Annotated in this window: 13 protein-coding genes; 3 read left to right on the top strand and 10 right to left on the bottom strand. The window is 49.1% G+C overall.

The features are described from left to right. Window positions 1-78: 78 nt before the first annotated feature. The 10 genes from A8707_RS04925 to A8707_RS04880 all read right to left on the bottom strand — a co-directional run bounded on the left by A8707_RS04925 (window position 79) and on the right by A8707_RS04880 (window position 11,850). Window positions 79-687: a histidine kinase gene (locus A8707_RS04925; RefSeq protein WP_231947933.1), complete on the bottom strand. Its 609-nt coding sequence runs from the start codon at window positions 685-687 to the stop codon at window positions 79-81. Further along, complete coding sequence (locus A8707_RS29495) at window positions 650-1,033, bottom strand: DUF7219 family protein (RefSeq protein WP_231947932.1); 384 nt, start codon at window positions 1,031-1,033, stop codon at window positions 650-652. Before A8707_RS29495 ends, A8707_RS04925 begins: the two co-directional genes overlap by 38 nt. Before the next feature lie 121 nt (window positions 1,034-1,154). After that, the gene (locus A8707_RS04915) at window positions 1,155-2,975 is read right to left on the bottom strand and encodes an aspartate kinase (RefSeq protein WP_068815671.1); all 1,821 of its coding nucleotides are present in this window, start codon (window positions 2,973-2,975) and stop codon (window positions 1,155-1,157) included. A gap of 100 nt (window positions 2,976-3,075) precedes the next feature. Continuing rightward, the gene (locus tag A8707_RS04910; RefSeq protein WP_068815670.1) at window positions 3,076-3,606 is read right to left on the bottom strand and encodes a hypothetical protein; all 531 of its coding nucleotides are present in this window, start codon (window positions 3,604-3,606) and stop codon (window positions 3,076-3,078) included. Between the two features lie 102 nt (window positions 3,607-3,708). Then, window positions 3,709-5,079, bottom strand: a complete 1,371-nt coding sequence (locus A8707_RS04905) for a serine/threonine-protein kinase (protein ID WP_068815669.1) — start codon at window positions 5,077-5,079, stop codon at window positions 3,709-3,711. Between the two features lie 20 nt (window positions 5,080-5,099). Further along, on the bottom strand, window positions 5,100-5,747 hold the full coding sequence (kdpC, locus tag A8707_RS04900) for a K(+)-transporting ATPase subunit C (RefSeq protein ID WP_068815668.1): 648 nt from the start codon (window positions 5,745-5,747) through the stop codon (window positions 5,100-5,102). After that, window positions 5,747-6,016: a potassium-transporting ATPase subunit F gene (locus tag A8707_RS04895; RefSeq protein WP_068815667.1), complete on the bottom strand. Its 270-nt coding sequence runs from the start codon at window positions 6,014-6,016 to the stop codon at window positions 5,747-5,749. Before A8707_RS04895 ends, kdpC begins: the two co-directional genes overlap by 1 nt. A 47-nt stretch (window positions 6,017-6,063) precedes the next feature. After that, complete coding sequence (gene kdpB, locus A8707_RS04890; RefSeq protein ID WP_074382459.1) at window positions 6,064-8,160, bottom strand: potassium-transporting ATPase subunit KdpB; 2,097 nt, start codon at window positions 8,158-8,160, stop codon at window positions 6,064-6,066. A gap of 72 nt (window positions 8,161-8,232) precedes the next feature. Further along, the gene (gene kdpA / locus A8707_RS04885; protein ID WP_068815664.1) at window positions 8,233-9,972 is read right to left on the bottom strand and encodes a potassium-transporting ATPase subunit KdpA; all 1,740 of its coding nucleotides are present in this window, start codon (window positions 9,970-9,972) and stop codon (window positions 8,233-8,235) included. A 408-nt stretch (window positions 9,973-10,380) separates the two neighbouring features. Then, window positions 10,381-11,850, bottom strand: a complete 1,470-nt coding sequence (locus tag A8707_RS04880) for a leucyl aminopeptidase (protein ID WP_068815662.1) — start codon at window positions 11,848-11,850, stop codon at window positions 10,381-10,383. A 295-nt stretch (window positions 11,851-12,145) separates the two neighbouring features. Here A8707_RS04880 and A8707_RS04875 point away from each other — a divergent pair, with 295 nt between their 5' ends. The 3 genes from A8707_RS04875 to A8707_RS04865 all read left to right on the top strand — a co-directional run bounded on the left by A8707_RS04875 (window position 12,146) and on the right by A8707_RS04865 (window position 16,098). After that, the gene (locus tag A8707_RS04875; protein ID WP_068815660.1) at window positions 12,146-14,332 is read left to right on the top strand and encodes a transglycosylase SLT domain-containing protein; all 2,187 of its coding nucleotides are present in this window, start codon (window positions 12,146-12,148) and stop codon (window positions 14,330-14,332) included. Window positions 14,333-14,711: 379 nt separating this feature from the next. Continuing rightward, window positions 14,712-15,275 (top strand): Uma2 family endonuclease, encoded by a 564-nt coding sequence (locus A8707_RS04870; RefSeq protein ID WP_068815658.1) that lies wholly within the window; start codon window positions 14,712-14,714, stop codon window positions 15,273-15,275. A gap of 103 nt (window positions 15,276-15,378) precedes the next feature. Beyond that, the gene (locus A8707_RS04865; protein ID WP_068815656.1) at window positions 15,379-16,098 is read left to right on the top strand and encodes a Uma2 family endonuclease; all 720 of its coding nucleotides are present in this window, start codon (window positions 15,379-15,381) and stop codon (window positions 16,096-16,098) included. Window positions 16,099-16,187: the final 89 nt, after the last annotated feature.

Below are 16,187 nucleotides of genomic sequence, written 5' to 3'. Positions count from 1 at the left end.
GGTCTTGACCTCAACGCGTTGGGATCAATTCTGGAACAAACTGAATCAATACGGCTTTTCCGTTGCCCTCTAATAGTATCAAATAGAGGTCGCACCCTTCTCAGGTGGACAGATCTTTCCGGTCAGCAGCCGCGTTTCTAGCGTTTCTGGTGTGACATCTACCACAACGACTGAATCAGCGTTGTCCAATAAACATTCTGGGAGGCATCCTTGTGTACGAATTCCGGTAATTTGGGTGACGCGATCGCTCAAATGCTCTAAGTGTTGAATGTTGACAGTGGAGTAAACATCAATGCCTGCTGCCAAAATCGCTTCAATATCTTGATAGCGCTGGTCTTGCTTGGCACCTGGAAGGTTGGGATGGGCGAGTTCGTCAATCAAGACGAGCCGAGGTTGACGGGCAAGCACAGCATCGGTGTCGAGTTCGCTGAAGATTAATCCACCTCGAACAATCGTTTTACGTAGAAGGACTTCTAAGCCTATTGCTTTATCCAAGGTGTCTTGACGATCGTGGGTTTCTAGCAGCCCAATCACGACATCAACCCCGGCTTGTTTGAGGCGATAAGCTTCGTCCAGCATCCGATAGGTTTTGCCGACCCCAGGAGCCATGCCGATGAAGATTTTGTGTTTGCCTCGACGGGCAACGTGTTCATAAGTACGATCGAACATCAGAGGTGATGGATACAACTTTATAATCCTCCCATTGGGGTGAAGCATGAGAAACTCTTTCTGTAATTTTTAGCGAATTGCTGGTGCGCTCTAGCTGTTGCCAAAGGTCTTTAACCTGTTGATAAGACGCTTCAGCCGAAAGCTTACCGTTCGTTTGCAGATTACAGATAAAACTGATGCGTTGAGTAAATTCTTGCAAGTTGGCATTAAAGACCAACTCTTCTGGCTTGATTTGACCGTGGTAGCGCGATCGTGGGTGTAGAAACTCGTCTTTGGCGGTCATTGTTGCCTCATTCTTTGTCGCACTGGAATTGATGAAGAGATCCAGATCTAACTGACTCAGTTGATACTGTGAATGTAGCATTGTAAAGTTACTTGACTCAAGAGTAATTTGATATAAACAAAGTGTTTAGATTGCCTAAACGCAGTTTACTAATCTTTAAACACAGCCGATTTCTGCTCGAAACGTGAGCGCCTAGAATAGGTCACGCCGGAACTTTGATTTTGTGATGACCTGCCAGTCCAAACGCAGTATGAACTGCCCGTAATGCTTCAACTCCTTGGTCACTAGAAACTACGCAACTCACCTTCAAGGCTGAGGTCGCAATCATTTGGATGTTAATTCGGTGTGTGGCGATCGCAGTAAACATCTTGAATGCACTGCTTTGCTGTTGAGATAAATGAGAGCCGACGATGCTCACTTTTGCGATCGCTCGATCGACCTCAATTTGAGCATTCTCTAACTCGGTGGCGGCTTGCCTTAAGACTCGACACGCCACGTCTACATCCCCCTCTGGCAATGTGAACGCAATATCACGAGTGATCCTGCCGTTTGTAATTTGGCGGCGCTGAGATTGAACAATCATATCGACACTAATTGATTGCTCTGCCAACAGTTGAAAGACTCGCGCTGCTTTGCCGGGTCGATCGGGAATCTGACGAAGGGTGAGACAAGCCTGGTTGAGATCCAACGCAACTCCTCGAATGGAGGAAGCTGAGAATGATGGATGTTGGCAAGGTTCCGCTGCTGGTTTGAGGGGGGAACTAGCGACGTGAAAGGTTTCACACAATGTTGTGATGGCGCGATCGCAGTCAACCCCCTGAATCACACAACTGACGCTCACGCCTGATGTTGAGATCAGGTGAAGGTTAATTTCAGCATCTGCCAGCGCCGTAAACATCTGAGCCGCCACACCCGGATAGCCAAGCATTCCAGCTCCCATAATCGTCACGGTGGCAAGATCTCGGTAGACCAAAACTTCAGGTGACGGAGTGCAATCTCCCCATTGAGCGCTTAAGAGCGGAACGGTTGCCATTGCGGTAGCATGAGCTTGACTTAGCGCCCTGTGGTTCACTGTAAAAGCAATATCGTTCGTATCGTCTTCGTGAATGGATTGCAGTATCAAGCCTGTACTCAATGCTTGTTCGGCAATTTGATGAAACAGCGTTGCTGCTACCCCTGGACGATCGGGCACCTGCAACACCGCCACCTTGGCGCAATCGGTGTCAAACTTGACGCTATCAATCAAGCTAGACAGTTCTAACATTTCACGCGGGCAGCATTGAGGAATAGGCGGGATAATGCGGGTACCCGGATCGTCTGTCCAACTAGACCGCACTACTAGCGGAATTCCATAGTTACGGGCAATCTCGACCGATCGTGGATGCAGTACCTGTGCGCCCATACTGGCTAGTTCCAGCATTTCATCGCAGGTAATCTCAGTGATCAGTTGAGCGGTTTCTACCAAACGCGGATCAGTGTTAAAAATGCCAGAAACATCGGTATAAATTTCGCAGAGATTGGCTTTTAATGTAGCCGCTAACGCAACCGCCGTCGTGTCTGAACCGCCCCGCCCCAGCGTCGTAATTTCCCAGTTGTCTGATTCAGTCATGCCTTGAAACCCAGCCACCACAACCACACTGCCTTCATTGAGATGGTGCTGCAATCGCTGCGTATGAATGTGCAAAATATGGGCGCGGTTATGTTTGGTTTCGGTGATGATCCCGATCTGTGCGCCAGTGAGGGAGACGGCAGATTGTCCAAGGTTTTGTAATGCCATGCTCAGGAGCGCGATCGCGGCTTGCTCTCCAGTGGCTAAGAGCATATCCAGTTCTCGCTGATCGGGGTCAGCCGTGATTTCAGATGCTAACTTTACCAGTTGATCGGTCATCTTTCCCATCGCTGAGACCACCACGACTACCGAATGACCTGCCTTGACCGTTTGTTTAACTCGTTGAGCAACTGCACGGATTCGTTCGATCGAGCCAACGGACGTACCCCCAAATTTCTGAACAATAAGAGCCATCGTTATTTCCAAACACCACTAATACAGTCGTTTGTGACAGAACTGTTACCGTAATCGATACTCAAACTTAGACTTGTATCTTGAAGCCGCCTCGATCGCGTTAAACGGTCTGAAACTGTTTTAAATATTGTTGAACCCCTTTTCCCATCTGAGACAAGCTTGGCTCAATCTTTTTACTCAAAACATCCTCAGCAACTTTCGCCACCATTCCTCTCATCACCGGGGGGACTCCAGTGATTTTCTGAGGATCAATGATCAGACAGCCCTTACTTTCGATCAGAGTACCGTTACCTTCTTCTAAGAAGCGGTTGCTGCCAGTGCAATAAACCGCTTCTGTTAAAACATGTGTTTCAATTCGCCAATCGGTAGTGAACTCGGCATCGTTCCAAGTGGCGTAATCAGTCCAGGAAAGCATCGCTTCGCTAAGAACGACACGGGCAACGGGTGGAATTTCGCCGCCTCCGTGCCACTCGTTGACGAAATGAGTGAGTGTGCCTTCTTTCCGACAAGATTTGATTTCAATGCGTTGAATATCGGGGAGATAAGGCAGCATTTCTACTAGTTTGTCGCGATAGGCTGCGTAGACCATCGATCGCGGAAACGGAAGATAAACTGATGAAGAAATAATCATGGTTACACTCAGTCTTAAATTAGACGATCGTATCTGTCTAACCTAACGCAGCAGCCAGAGTGCGATCGCCAAACATACCATATGTGCTAATTCGCAGTTCTGTTAGCGATGACTTGAACTGCCCGACCCTTGAACGGGCATAACAGTCTCTACTTTTGGAGCGGTCGTGGAGAACTTCGACTCAATTGCTGCAATGACTATGACTAAGGTCGCTGTTGCAAGCGAGGTGATGATCGTCAAGGTGATAATCTGCCAGATCCATTTGAGGCAATCATTAATGTCTGCCATTTCCTCCTCATCAGACATTTCCTTCTGGAGTGGAAGCGTAGCGGCAGCAGCAGCCAAACGAGGACTCAAGCGACTTGTGCTTTTTTCGGCAAGATCTAAGGTTTCTAACGAAGTGACGTAGTGCCAAGTTTTTGTTGACGAGTCAAATACAGTTGCAGAAACATCAGACCGGAGCGGTAAATAAGATGCAACGGCTTCGAGCGATGCAAGTTGGCGATGCTCTTGACTAACAGACACTTCATCTATCTTAGCGCTCGATCGTCGCTTCAATAAAACAGGTTTCGCGACGAGATCTAAATCCTCAAGCACCTCTGATGCAGATTGATAGCGTTGTCTCGTTGCAGAAAGCAGCAATTTATCCAAAATGTATCCCAGCGATTCGCTGATGGGTTCATCTAAGAATTCGCGCCACTTCCAAGCATTTTCACTGCTATCAAACAAGGCAAACGGGGATTGCTGAGTCATTAGATGTAAGCAAGTCACCCCCAGGCTATAGAGGTCGCTACTCAATATAGCTTTGCCTTTAAGCTGTTCTGGAGCCGTGTATTCAGCACTGCCAATCAGGGTTCCTGTGTGCGCCGACTCAGTAGCCGTCAGACACTTAGCAGCCCCAAAGTCTACTAAAACGAGTTGTCTATCACAGCCACGACGAACAATATTAGCGGGCTTAATGTCGCGGTGGATAACCTGACGATCGTGAATGAATTGCAGTACAGGCAGCAACTCATGCAGCAGTTGCCGAATTTCAGCTTCATTGAAGGGACTTGACTCAGACAATTCCTGTTCTAGGTTTTGTCCGTCAATCCATTCCTGCACCAGATAACAATGCCCGTCTTGCTCAAAGAAATCTAGCAGTTGAGGAATCTGAGAATGGTTTCCCAGTTCAGAGAGTTGTAGCGCCTCTTGATGAAATTGCTCAACTGCTTTTTGCTGAGGACCCGTGTTTTGCTCGTTGAGAAAAAGTTGTTTGATGACGCAAGGCGACTGAAGTGAGTGAGATTCATCGATCGCCAAGAAGGTTCTCCCAAAGCAACCCTGACCAATCAGGTCGAGAACGCAATAGCGCTCATTTAAGTAAACTTTGGGCTGAACAGAACGATCTTGAAGCGGAGTCTTGGCGATCGAGGAAGCGTTTGGAATCAAACTCAAACAATCACTCAGGGTCATCCGACGATGGTTAATCATGCAGATTTCACCTTGAAGATTTAGCTGGCTGGCTTGAGCGCATCTAACGCCAGATTTAGTTTCAACACATTGACACCCGGCTCACCAAAAATACCTAAGAATCGACCGTCGGTGTTTTGGCTAATCAGAGGTTCCAACTGATTGGGCTGAAGTCCTCTTGCTTTGGCAACACGATCGAGTTGCGCGGCGGCTCCTTCGGGTGTGATGTGGGGGTCAAGACTCGATCCAGATGTATAAACTAGATCCGCTGTTGGTTGTTTCACCCCTGCCTTTTGCAACCGAGGAATGTCACCCTCGATCGCTTTGGTCGGATCGGGATCGCTTTTTCCCTTCATCCGATCGAGCAGTGCAGGATTACTGGGCGCTAAGTTACTCGCACCCGATACGCCTGTTTTGAGAACTCCAGCATCATCTTTCTTAGGATCAGCAGTGCTGTAGCTGGTCGTACTGGGGCGACTGTTGAAATAGCGATCGGACGTAAACGGTTGACCAATCAGGGCAGAACCCACGTCTTGACCTTGAGCATTCTTGATAATGCTGCCGTTTGCCTGAAACGGAAAAACAATCTGTCCAAACGCAATCATTGCCAAGGGGTAGATGATTGCAGTCAAAACCCAAAGCACCAGCGTCGATCGAACGGCTCTACTAGCCTCGCGTGTAAAACTCATTAGAACTTCTCCGGTACAAACATGACAAAGAATAGATAAATCGCGAGGGCGATCGTGACTAAACCGAGTGCGGATAGCCAATAGGTTTGACTGCGAGACATCTCTCCACCCGTTGCTGCAAAGACAGCGGGGGCAAGGACGAGGTTGAAGCACAGTCCCAGGAACAGGTAGAGCGGGAGCTTTTGTCTGCGCCACTCAGACCAGATTTCGGTCATATCTTCAGCAATCTGAGCCGTTAAAACAGGGGGTCGAACATCGAAACGTTTCATAGAGATCACACTTTAGAGATTGAGTCAGTGAATGACGATTCAAATGCTTAAGAGAAGGGAAGCAGTACGTCGATAATCTTGATGGCGATAAAGGGAGCGATTACGCCGCCCACCCCATAGATCAGAATATTGCGACGCAGCAGTTGATCCGCCGTAAGCGGACGGAACTGCACTCCCTTCAACGCCAATGGAATCAGAGCGGGAATAATCAGCGCATTGTAAATTAACGCTGAGATAATCGCTGACTGTGGACTCTTCAAGCCCATGATGTTGAGAGAACCAATCCCTGCTGCTGCGAAGATGGTCGGAATGATCGCAAAGTATTTTGCAATATCGTTGGCGATCGAGAACGTTGTCAACGCCCCGCGAGTGATGAGAAGCTGTTTGCCGATCGTCACCAGGTCAATCAGTTTCGTCGGGTCAGAATCTAAGTCCACCATGTTGGCAGCTTCTTTGGCAGCTTGAGTACCAGAGTTCATTGCCACGCCGACATTTGCTTGAGCGAGAGCAGGCGCATCGTTGGTGCCGTCTCCAGTCATTGCGACTAGCTTTCCTTCGGCTTGCTCACGGCGAATCACATCGATTTTGTCTTCAGGAGTCGCTTCTGCAATAAAGTCATCGACCCCCGCTTCTTCAGCAATCACCGAAGCGGTAATGCGGTTGTCGCCTGTAAGCATGATCGTTTTGACACCCATGCGGCGGAGTTGATCAAACCGTTCGCGCAGACCCGCTTTCACAATGTCTTTGAGGTAAATCACGCCATAGATTTCGCCATCTTGGCAAACGGCAAGCGGAGTGCCCCCCAAGCGAGAAACCCGCTCATAGGCTGCATCAAGTTGAACGGGAATTGTTCCACCGCGCGATCGCACAAAGCCCTTAACCGCATCCACTGCGCCTTTACGCACTTCCTTACCGTTGGGCAAGTCCGTTCCGCTCATGCGCGTTCTGGCTGTAAATTCGACTCCGCTGGCATCGTCGGTATTAAAGTTTATATTGGCACTGTTGCGCTCGGCTAGAATCACGATCGACTTCCCTTCGGGCGTTTCATCAAACACACTCGCAGCGAGAGCAATTTGGGCGACTTCTTCAACCGTGTGACCATCAACCGGAATGAACTCATCTGCTAGTCGATTGCCTAGTGTAATCGTTCCAGTTTTGTCGAGAACAAGGGTGCTGATGTCTCCACAGGCTTCTACGGCACGACCGGATGTAGCAATCACATTGAACTGCGCCACCCGATCCATTCCGGCAATCCCGATCGCGCTCAACAACCCGCCGATCGTCGTGGGAATTAACGCGACTAATAGAGAAATAAGAATGGCGATCGTCGTCGGAGCCTGTACATAGTTTGCCAAAGGCGAAACGGTTGCAACCACGATCAAAAACACCAGCGTCAGAACGGTCAGCAGCACCGTCAAAGCGATTTCGTTCGGGGTTTTGACTCGTTCCGCGCCTTCAACTAAAGCAATCATCCGGTCAATAAAACCTTGACCCGGATCAGACGCGACTTTGAGAATTAACTCATCCGAGAGGATGCGCGTCCCACCCGTCACCGAACTCATAATATCTGTACCCGGCTGCTTGAGAACCGGAGCCGATTCTCCGGTGATGGCAGACTCATCGACAGAGGCAATCCCTTTGATGACTTCGCCATCCGCAGGAATCATATCGCCCGCTACCACCTTCACCTGATCGCCGCGCTGCAACTCAGTCGAACTGACTTCTTGAATCGAACCGTCGGGCAGAAGTTTGTGAGCGATCGTATCCGATCGGGTTGAGCGCAGCGCATCGGCTTGGGCTTTACCCCGCCCTTCAGCAACGGCTTCGGCAAAGTTGGCAAAGACGAGTGTAAAAAACAAAATGAACGTGATCAATCCGTTGAGCAATCGCTGCTGACCCGGATCAGCCTGCACAGTGCCAAACAAATTTGGGTCAAGCGTTACTAGAAAGGTCACGATCGTCCCTACCCAAACCACAAACATGACTGGGTTTTTAACCTCAGTACGGGGGTCGAGTTTGATAAACGCCTCGCGAATGGCTCTCTGATATAGCCCGCTCATATTGGCTTTGGGAGTATGTCTGCGAGAGTCACGCTTACCGCTGCGGGAAGACTGAAGAGAATCTGAATCTTGTGGAGTTTGCATAAATTCGGGATCTATCGTCTGTGGGCAGAAGGACAAAATATAGTTGACTAGATGGACAATCTCAAGGCTGAGTTACCCGATGCCCTTGGCGATTTGAAACGCTTCTGCGATCGGTCCGAGTGCCAACACCGGGAAGAACGTCAGCGCGCCCATAATCAAAATTACGCCTGCTGTAATGCCTGTGAACAGCCCCGTATCCGTCCGGAGCGTTCCACTCGTCATTGGCACAGGCTGCTTGCGCGACATACTATCGGCTAACAGCAGTAGAGCCACGATCGGCACATACCGACCAGCCAGTAAACTAAATGAAGCGCTCAGATTCCACCACAGGGCTGACGGAGCAGGTTGACTGGTTAGGAGTCCTCCAAAGCCAGATCCATTGTTAGCGGCGGCTGAGGCATATTCATAGAGAACCTGAGTTAACCCGTGAAAACTAGGATTGGTGATGCCATTGTAAAAGCCTTGAGCCGTTACTCCATCGGGTGCGCTGGGCAGTGACATGGCGATCGCGCCTGGAATCAGAATCGCGATCGGGTGAACGAGCAAAATCAAAAAGCCCGCCAGCACTACCTCACGCTTTTCAATCTTGCGCCCCAAAAATTCGGGAGTGCGTCCGACCATCAAACCCGTCACAAACACCGCCAAAATCAGATAGGCAAATAAGTAAGCCGTTCCTGTTCCTTGTCCGCCCCAAATGATTTGCAGAAACATATTTGACATCATGACGAATCCGCCTGTCGGCATGAACGAATCATGAAAGCTGTTGACCGCACCTGTCATAGTGCCCGTCGTGATCACAGAGAATAAAGCAGATTGTGCCCAGCCAAACCGGACTTCTTTTCCTTCTAAATTGGGCACCTGACCGCCCAGCAGCGCATTCACCGCAGGGTTGCCGTTATATTCGCTGATTCCATTGAAGATGATGAACACGATCGAAATCGTCAACACCATGCCATATACTAACCAGGCTTGTTTGCGATTGTTAGCAATCACGCCATAGGTATAGATAAATGATGAGGGAATCATCACCATTCCTACAGTCTGGATCAAATTAGTAAACGGACTCGGATTCTCAAATGGATGAGCGGAGTTAACTGCAAAGAAACCGCCGCCGTTTTCACCGATCTGTTTCAAAATCTCAAAGTGAGCCACCGGACCGCGCGCGATCGCCTGACTGATCGCCGGATTTTCGAGCGTCGGCACAATAGCCGGACCTGTAAGCGTCTCGGGCACACCACCTGCAATGAAAAGAATCGTGCCAATGATCCCGATCGGCAATAAAATTCGCGTGATCGATTGCGTCAGATCGACGTAGAAGTTGCCGAGGGGTCTACCCGTTAATCCACGAATAAAGGCAATCCCGACTGCCAATCCAGTTGCGGCTGAGACGAAAAGCATATAGCCCAATCCAGCAAACTGAGCAAAATACCCGTAGGTAGTTTCGCCAGAATAGTGTTGCTGATCGGTGTTGGTGATAAAAGAAATAACCGTATGCAGTACGGTGTCCCAGGTTGGCTCACTGAGAGCCGTTGGATTGAAGGGTAACCACCCCTGGCTAAACAAAATGAAGGTCAGCAGCAGCGCCATCACGAGATTGCTATACAGCACTGCTTTGATATACTGCCAACCTGTCATATTTTCACGGGTTTGCACACCGCTCAGTTTGAAAAGAATTCGCTCGACAGGATTGAGAACCGGATCAAGTAGCGTTCTTTCTCCCAGGTAGACACGAGCCATATACCCTCCCAGGAAGGGAGTAATTGCTACCACGATCAGTAGCGTTAATGCAATTTGAATCCACCCTTGAAACATGGGTTCGTTGAACTCCAATGTGATGAGTTTAAATGGTTAGTGAGTCGTCGATCGAACGTTTAGAACGAGTCAGAATGAAGGTTTTAGCTATTTCTAGAGTCAATCTGACAGGTTAAGGCAAAAAAACTAAGAGGGTTAAGATTTCCTGAGTTCAGAAGACCTCAATCACAATCATCTAGGGTTATTTGAAAAATAACAAGTATATTTTTTCGTTTATTGAGCTGATATATTTCTAGAAATAGCGTTAGTAATAGAGATATTTAGATAGTTTAGATGATTTCTATACCTATAGATATAGAAATTATCTAAACACTCAATAAATAGATATTAAGAGCGACAGACCTCTTATCAAAACAAAAGGGACGCTCGATCGAGCGTCCCTTAATTAATGATGACTAAAATCGTGCGTTAACCTATCACCCAATTCACCAAAGTTCTCACACCATATCCGGTTGCCCCTGCCCCGTTATAGCCGCTCTCTTTATCTGCCCAAACAGGTCCAGCGACATCAAGGTGCGCCCAAGGAGTTTCTTTCACAAACTGCTTTAAAAACATCGCCGCACTAATGGCACCCCCTGCACGAGCGCCCGTGTTTTTCATGTCTGCAATGCCAGACTTCATACTGTCAAAATACTTCTCCTCCATTGGCATCCGCCAGAGTTTCTCACCCGATTTTTCTGAGGCTTGTTGCAGTTGAGCCGCCACCGCATCATCAGGACTCCACAGCCCAGCGATCTCGTCTCCCAATGCAACCACACATGCCCCAGTCAGCGTCGCCAAATCGACGATCGCGTCCACACCCAATTTTTCAGTAAACACCAGTGCATCCGCTAGCGTTAATCGTCCTTCTGCGTCAGTGTTGTTAATTTCAATCGTCTTCCCATTCGAGGCAGTGAGAATATCACCGGGGTGAATGGCGCGACCACTAATCATATTTTCAGTCGCAGCAACGATAAAGTGAATCTCAACATCAGGCTTGATTTGAGCGATCGCTTTCGCCGTCCCAAACGTGGCACCTGCTCCCCCCATGTCAGTCTTCATCATCTCAATGCCGCTGCCTGCCCCTTTGATATTCAACCCACCCGAATCAAACGTGACCCCTTTGCCGATGATCGCCAATTTGCGACGAGGAGTTCCATCGGGCTTGTAGGTTAGGTGAATAAATTTTGGAGGCAGATCAGACGCTTGAGCCACGCCCAAAAACGCCCCCATGCCCAACGCTTCGCACTCTTCTTTCTCTAAAATTTCGACGTGTAGACCATAGTCTTGAGCGATCGCTTGTGCCGTTTCTGCTAGCGTGATCGGCGTGACATAGTTGGCAGGGGCGGCAACGAGTTCTCGTGCTAGAAACACACCAGAGCAGACTTTACGGGCATACTCGACAGCCGCCGTTTGTTCAGCAAACCCCAACAGATCGATCTGTTCGACGTTGGGCTTGTCATCGGGTTCTGATTTAAAGCGGTTGTCTTGATAGAGGGCAAGTTCTACGCCTTCGACGATCGCTTGAGCAGTCGCGGCTGCGTCTTGATTCCACACGGGCAAACTAATGCCCAGAGTTTTGCAGCGTTCTTTTTTGGCAAGTTTGGCACTCGCTGCCGCCGCTCGTCTGATTCCATCAAGCTTCAGCGCGTCAGATTTGCCCAAACCTACCACAATCAACTTCCGAATCGAACTTTGGTTGCCGACGCGAGTTGAGACGCTGCTGCCAGATTTGCCTTTAAAGTCCATGTCAGCAATTAAGTCTTTCAGTAACCCTGAAAGCGTTTCGTCGAGTGCTGCTAGGTCGCCCGTTAGCTCAAGTTCGTCTTCAAATAAGCCGATCGCGAGACCATCACCAGACCATTCGAGACGCGGCGTATTGGTTGCTTGTACCTTCATCACTTAACCTTTCTTTTGGGTTCAATTACTGATTTCTAGTATCGATCAAAATTAAGAGGGATGTGAGAAGATCTCCAAGGATGCAGAGACGTTTCAGATTTTTCTTTGAAGGTAGTTGTCGAGTTTTACGACGCAGCGACCGCGATCACTGATTCTCGAAGAAATTTACAGTAGAATGATTCGTGTCATAAGCTACAAATAGACTGCACATTTATCATTTCTCATCAGCAACCTTCAAATCTTTGCTATAACTGCTGAGAGTTTTGGAAGATTTTACCCACGCTTTGGGAGATCGATGTTGAAGCAACGAAAGATTTGGATCGCGCTGGCAGCCACCACCGGATTATCGGCTTTGTTAATCGGCGTGTTTTTGCCGATCGAGAAACTTAAAGACGCTTCAAACCAAGCGACGAAGGGGTTCAATTCTACGCAGCCCGAAAGTGTGGGATCTCCGAGCGCGATCGTCAGTCCTCTAATTTCCCAATCGCCAACTCAACGCGCCGCAACGCTAAAAGCGACCGCCCAAAAATCGGCTCCTTCATTAGAAAGAAATCGCGCTCGTTATTTGCTGGCAAGCGATCTCGTAGCTCAAGGGCAGGGAGACAAAGCGCTAGAGCAGTTGAAGGATTTAGAAAAAGATTACTCGGTGTTGTCTTCTCAAATTCTGCTGAAACGGGCACAGGCATACGAGGCTGCTGGCAAACCGTCAGAAGCTACCGCCACATGGCAGGAATTAGTGAAGCAATATCCTGATGATCCCGCTGCCGCAGAAGGGCTGTTTTTCTTAGGACGATCGAACCCTAAATATTGGGATCAGGCGATCGCAAAGTTTCCTGCCCATCCCCGATCGGTTGAAATCGCTCAACTCCGCCTTAAAAAGAATCCCAATCAGCTTGCCATGCTGATGTTGGTTGCCAAATATGCGATCAATCAAAACGGCTACACGGGCATTCTCGACAAGATCACTGAGAAATTTGCCCCGCAGCTACAGCCCAAAGATTGGGAAGCGATCGCCTTTGGCTATTGGGAAAATCAGATTTACGACAAAGGCGCGTTTGCCTATGCCCGTGCGCCTCAGACTCCGGTCAACGCCTATCGAGCCGCGCGCGGGCTTCACCTGAGCGGCAAATCGGGTGGAGAAGACCGCTATCGGCAAGTCGTTCAAACGTTCCCCAAGTCACCCGAAGCTGGATTAGCGCTGACTCGACTAGCAGCATTAGCCGAACAGCCTCAACTCGCGATCGCCTATCTCGACCAAGTGATTGAGCATTTTCCCGATCGAGAACCTGCCGCGCTGATCGAAAAATCGAAACAGCTAGACAAGCTCAACAGCAGTAAGTTTGCGGCGCAAGTCCGGCAACTGGTGCTTACCCAATATGCCAGCACCGATGCAGCAGCAGAGATGCGCTGGGCGTATGCTCAAGAACGCGCCAAAGCCGGAGATTTTCGGTTGGCAAAACAGTGGGCAGAACCGATTCTCGACACCAATCCCAATAGCGAAATTGGGGCACAAGCCGGGTTTTGGGTCGGCAAATGGACTCAAAAATTGGGCAAATCGGATGAAGCAAAAGCCATCTACCAAAAAGTGTTGGCAAAGCATCCAGAGTCTTATTATGCGTGGCGATCGGCGAGTATGCTCGGCTGGAATGTGGGCGACTTTAACAGCGTCCGATCGCTCAACCCGCAGGTTGATAAACCCGCCGTTCGCCCCGAACTCGTCGCCGGGTCGCCTACTCTCAAAGAACTCTACCAGCTTGGGCAAGACCGCGATGCCTGGACTCACTGGCAGGTTGAGTTTCAAAATCGCATGGCTCCGTCGATGTCAGAACAATTCACCGATGGCGTAATGCGGCTGGGAGTGGGCGATAATCTCGACGGCATTTTTATGGTGTCTAATCTCAGCGATCGAGACGGACCCGACGAAAAAGAACAGTATCGATCGCTCCAACAGCAGTCTGGCTACTGGCAAGCGCTCTATCCGTTCCCCTACCTGCAAGAAATTGAGAACTGGTCACAGCAGCAGCAGCTCAATCCGCTTTTGGTGACGGCGCTAATTCGTCAAGAGTCGCGATTTGAGTCAAAAATCAAATCATCGGTGGGCGCAACAGGTTTAATGCAGGTGATGCCTGAAACAGCGACGTTTGTCGCCAGCAATATCAAACTCAAGCAGTTCAAGCTAGACGACCCCAACGACAATATTCGTCTGGGCACCTGGTATCTCGATCATACGCATCTGGAATATAACAACAACTCGATGCTGGCAGTTGCGAGCTATAACGCGGGACCGGGGGCGGTGGGCGGCTGGTTGGCAAAGACAAAAACGCAAGACACCGACGAGTTTATCGAAATGATTCCCTATGACGAGACGAAGGGCTATGTGAAGTCGGTGTTTGGCAACTATTGGAATTATCTACGGCTCTATAATCCTGAGATTTCAAAACAGCTTTCTCAAATGGCTTCTGAGCATCCAAAAGATAGCTAGCGGGAGGCTTCGAGAATGACTCCGATCGAACTTAGACGACAAGCACTGGAAGCCTTCATTAAGATACTGGGCGGCGCTGCTTAGGCTACGATCGCTGGTGCAGAAGTTCAGACCGCTCGAGTTGTTTATGTGGATGTGCGACGCTGACTTCCACTCTAAAGTTGGCTAGAAATGATTAGGTCGATCTTCCTCATTGAGCTTCTGGATAAAATGGAGATTGATAAGTAGGAAGGCGTAATCATTTGTAAGATGTATCAGTTTCTTCACAAAGCATAAAATCGTTGGTCAGCACTGGTTACGTTCGCTCATTCGTCTTACATTTAATTCAGCCCACCTACTTATTGGTATTTGATCTAGCAGACTTAGAGGCAAAACTAGAATGGTACAAGCACCGTCTAAAACCTTGACGCTGGCGGAATTTTTGCAATTACCAGAAACGAAACCTGCGAGTGAATACGTTGATGGTCAGATCGTCCTAAAACCGATGCCCCAAGGGAAACATAGTGCCATTCAAGGAGAATTTTTACCTGCTATTAATGGAGTCGTTAAGCCTCAACGGATTGCTCGTGCGTTTCCTGAGCTACGGTGTACCTTTGGGGGGCGTTCAACGGTTCCCGATATTGTAGTTTTTGTTTGGAGCCGAATTCCTCGTGATGACAATGGGGAAGTGGCGAATACCTTTCCTGCTGCACCAGATTGGACGATCGAAATCTTATCTCCTGACCAAAGCCAGACAAAAGTAACGAAAAACATTCTTCATTGCCTAAAACACGGGACTCAGATGGGTTGGTTAATTGATCCAGATGAGCAAACTGTGTTTGTCTTTCGCCCTAAGCAGGAAATGGAAGTGTTTGATGCACCCGATGATGTTCTTCCGATGCCATCGTTTGCAAGTGAGCTACGACTTACGATCGGGGATCTGTTTGCTTGGTTGTTGGAGTAAGCGCAAGAAGGCTCGATTGTGAAGACTGAATCTGTGAATCTGTTTTGTGGGTAGATTTACAATGAACTGCTACGATCGTCCCTAACCGCTAGAGGACTGGCTCATGTCGCGAATCGCTACTGAAGTTGATCTGTCGCCAGACATCCGCGACTTGGAGATCGAGGACGATACCCCCGTGGATAATTTAATCACCGAAAAGCAGCAGCGCCTATTGACAGAACCGCTTTATAGCCAGTCTTCGGTGTTTGACTGCCCCTTTTTAGCTGCGGCAAACGTCGGAGTGTTTTACGCCGTGCGTCAGCCTCCGATCGTCCCCGATGTGTTTCTCAGTCTCAATGTCGAAGTGCCCGAAAACTGGCGTGAGAAAAAGAATCGTACCTACCTCGTGTGGGAGTTTGGCAAACCGCCCAATGTGACGATCGAGATTGTCTCAAACAAAGAAGGCAATGAGTTGGGCAGCAAACTCAGAGACTATTCGAGAATTGGTGTAGCTTATTATGTGATCTTTGACCCTCTTCAACAGCTAGGAGACACCCTCTTAAGAGTATTCGAGCTTCGAGGTAATCGCTATCAAGAAATGACAGAAACCTGGCTAGAGCAGGTCGGCATCGGTTTAACACTTTGGGACGGTGTATTTGAGGGCAAGCACGATCGCTGGTTGCGCTGGTCTACCCGCGAGGGGGTTGTGCCAACTGGAGCCGAGCAAGCCGAGCAAGAGCGACAACGAGCCGAGCAAGAACGACAACGAGCCGAACGAGCTGAAGCCAGAGCCACGCGATTAGAAGAGCAACTGAGAACGATGGGAATCGATCCCGATGTTTGACGGGCACCTGTTAATCTCAGAGTCCCATAGATCGGGCTTCGACTTCGCTCAGCCCTTGTCAGACCTCTGGTGGTTGAGCGAAGTTGAAA

Origin of the sequence: Phormidesmis priestleyi BC1401, from assembly GCF_001650195.1 — a bacterium.
Classification (GTDB): Bacteria; Cyanobacteriota; Cyanobacteriia; order Leptolyngbyales; family Leptolyngbyaceae; genus Phormidesmis_A; species Phormidesmis_A priestleyi_B.
Note: the sequence above shows the minus strand (reverse complement) of the source record. Positions and strands in the feature narration are given on the sequence as shown.

What these genes read in the sequence shown, in the direction of transcription:
- A8707_RS29495 (WP_231947932.1), bottom strand. Translation starts at nt 1,033, where the DNA reads ATGCTACATTCACAGTATCAACTGAGTCAGTTAGATCTGGATCTCTTC.
- A8707_RS04915 (WP_068815671.1), bottom strand. Translation starts at nt 2,975, where the DNA reads ATGGCTCTTATTGTTCAGAAATTTGGGGGTACGTCCGTTGGCTCGATC.
- A8707_RS04910 (WP_068815670.1), bottom strand. Translation starts at nt 3,606, where the DNA reads ATGATTATTTCTTCATCAGTTTATCTTCCGTTTCCGCGATCGATGGTC.
- A8707_RS04905 (WP_068815669.1), bottom strand. Translation starts at nt 5,079, where the DNA reads ATGATTAACCATCGTCGGATGACCCTGAGTGATTGTTTGAGTTTGATT.
- kdpC (WP_068815668.1), bottom strand. Translation starts at nt 5,747, where the DNA reads ATGAGTTTTACACGCGAGGCTAGTAGAGCCGTTCGATCGACGCTGGTG.
- A8707_RS04895 (WP_068815667.1), bottom strand. Translation starts at nt 6,016, where the DNA reads ATGAAACGTTTCGATGTTCGACCCCCTGTTTTAACGGCTCAGATTGCT.
- kdpB (WP_074382459.1), bottom strand. Translation starts at nt 8,160, where the DNA reads ATGCAAACTCCACAAGATTCAGATTCTCTTCAGTCTTCCCGCAGCGGT.
- kdpA (WP_068815664.1), bottom strand. Translation starts at nt 9,972, where the DNA reads ATGTTTCAAGGGTGGATTCAAATTGCATTAACGCTACTGATCGTGGTA.
- A8707_RS04880 (WP_068815662.1), bottom strand. Translation starts at nt 11,850, where the DNA reads ATGAAGGTACAAGCAACCAATACGCCGCGTCTCGAATGGTCTGGTGAT.
- A8707_RS04875 (WP_068815660.1), top strand. Translation starts at nt 12,146, where the DNA reads ATGTTGAAGCAACGAAAGATTTGGATCGCGCTGGCAGCCACCACCGGA.
- A8707_RS04870 (WP_068815658.1), top strand. Translation starts at nt 14,712, where the DNA reads ATGGTACAAGCACCGTCTAAAACCTTGACGCTGGCGGAATTTTTGCAA.
- A8707_RS04865 (WP_068815656.1), top strand. Translation starts at nt 15,379, where the DNA reads ATGTCGCGAATCGCTACTGAAGTTGATCTGTCGCCAGACATCCGCGAC.